Source organism: Pseudomonas sp., assembly GCF_050739995.1.
Classification (GTDB): Bacteria; Pseudomonadota; Gammaproteobacteria; order Pseudomonadales; family Pseudomonadaceae; genus Aquipseudomonas.
Genome location: NZ_JBOICG010000435.1, coordinates 1 through 2,401 on the forward strand (window position 1 = coordinate 1; position 2,401 = coordinate 2,401).

The following is a 2,401-nucleotide window of genomic DNA, read 5'->3' on the forward strand; positions in this document are numbered from 1 at the left end:
GATATACCGTATTCGCGGGCAAGCCCGCTCCCACATGGGGTCCGCTACACTGATAAGTTTTGTGTGTCGAAATATTCGTTGTACGAAATTTTCACATCTTATCCAAGACAATTCGCCGGCTTTATTCACCCATCCAAGGCTCTATCTCAAGTGCCATTAACGATGGGGCAGTGGTGCGCGTTCAGTAATTAATAGCCTTGCTGCCGTTGATCGGGCACCATTCGCGCCACTGTATTACTTCGCAACTTCAACTTCCAATGGGTCCTGAAACGACATGGCAAACCCGGACGCCCTGAATCAGCAGCGAGCTTCAAATCGCCTGCTGCAACCGACCGTCAAATCCCATCTGGCGTACACACTGCTCTGCGCACTGGTCATGATGGTGATGTTCTCCCTGCTGCGCCTGGCGCTGCTGGTCTACAACCGCGAGATGATCCTCGACACGCCGGCCTCGACCTTCCTGGAAGCGTTCGCCAACGGCACGCGCTTCGACATCCGCTTTGTGATGTACGCGCTGGTTCCGCTGCTGCTGGCCTTGTTCAGCGTACGGGCCATGGCGGCGCGGGGCTTCTTCCGTTTGTGGCTGACCGTCGCGTCCAGCATTGCCCTGTTCCTGGGCCTGATGGAAATGGACTTCTACCGCGAATTCCACCAACGCCTCAACGGCCTGGTCTTCCAATATGTGAAGGAAGACCCGAAAACCGTGATGAGCATGCTCTGGTACGGTTTCCCGGTGGTGCGTTACCTGCTGGCCTGGGCCGTGGGCACGCTGATCCTGAGCATCGCCTTCAAGGGCGCCGACCGCGCAACGCGCCCTCGTGGTCCATTCAGTGGCGGTAGCATCGGCACGCGCCAGGTGGCGCCGTGGTACACACGTATTGCGGTGTTCGTGGTCTGCCTGCTGATCGCAACGGTCGCCATCCGTGGCACCCTGCGCCAGGGCCCGCCACTGCGTTGGGGTGATGTCTACACCACCGATTCGAACTTCGCCAACCAACTGGGCTTGAACGGCACCCTGTCGCTGATTGCTGCCGCCAAGTCGCGTTTCTCCGAAGAGCGTTCCAACATTTGGAAAGCCACCCTGGACCAGCCGCTGGCGACCCAGACCGTGCGCGATATGTTGCTACTGCCGGCCCATGAGAAGCTGGTGGACACCGATACCACCGCCGTACGTCGCGACTTCACACCACCGGCCGAGAAGACCCTGCCGATCAAGAACGTCGTGGTGATCCTGATGGAAAGCTTCGCCGGTCACTCGGTAGGCGCCTTGGGTCGCCCTGGTAACATCACGCCGTACTTCGACAAACTGTCCAAGGAAGGCCTGCTGTTCGACCGCTTCTTCTCTAACGGGACCCATACCCATCAGGGCATGTTCGCCACCATGGCGTGCTTCCCGAACCTGCCAGGCTTCGAATACCTGATGCAGACGCCGGAAGGCAGCCACAAGCTGTCGGGCCTGCCGCAGTTGCTCAGCGCTCGCAAGTTTGACGACGTGTATGTCTACAACGGCGATTTTGCCTGGGACAACCAGTCGGGCTTCTTCAGCAACCAAGGCATGACCAACTTCATCGGGCGTAACGACTTCGTCAACCCGGTATTCTCCGATCCGACCTGGGGCGTGTCCGACCAGGACATGTTCAACCGTGGCCTGGAAGAGTTGAAAGCCCGCGAAGGTGGCAAGCCGTTCTACGCATTGCTGCAAACCCTGTCCAACCACACGCCGTACGCGTTGCCGACGCCATTGCCGGTCGAGAAAGTCACTGACCGTGGCAGCCTCAACGAGCATTTGACCGCCATGCGTTATTCCGACTGGGCTCTGGGCCAGTTCTTTGAAAAGGCCCGCAAGGAGCCGTACTTCAAGGAAACCCTGTTCGTGATCGTGGGTGACCACGGTTTTGGTAACGAACAGCAGATCACCGAGATGGACCTGGGCCGCTTCAACGTGCCGATGCTGATGATTGCACCGGGCATGCAGGAGAAATTCGGTGTGCGTGATCACACCGTGGGCACCCAGATCGACATCGTGCCGACCATCATGGGCCGCCTGGGCGGCGACACCCTGCACCAGTGCTGGGGTCGTGACCTGCTGAACCTGCCGGAAGGCGACAAGGGTTTCGGCGTGATCAAACCATCGGGCAGCGACCAGACCGTCGCCTTGCTCACTGGCGACCGTGTGCTGGTACTGCCTAAGGAAATGCCACCGAAGCTGTGGGAATACGAGCTGGGCGCAGAGCCGACCGGCAAAGTCATTCCGGAATCGCCGGACGAGGCGGCATTGAAGCAGAAGCTTGAATCGTTCCTGCAAACCGCTACCAAGAGCCTGCTGGATAACACCGCAGGTGTGGTTGACGGCAAGCCGGACTGATTAGCCGGCAATACAAAAGAGGCCTCTATATGAGGC

At 59.0% G+C, this 2,401-nt stretch carries 1 protein-coding gene; it reads left to right on the top strand.

Going from position 1 to position 2,401, the window contains the following annotated elements; all coding sequences use genetic code 11:
• Positions 1-274: 274 nt before the first annotated feature.
• A complete protein-coding gene (locus ACRESD_RS14510) occupies positions 275-2,365 on the top strand; it encodes an LTA synthase family protein (protein WP_431751543.1) in 2,091 nt (696 codons plus the stop codon).
• The last annotated feature ends 36 nt before the right edge of the window (positions 2,366-2,401 follow it).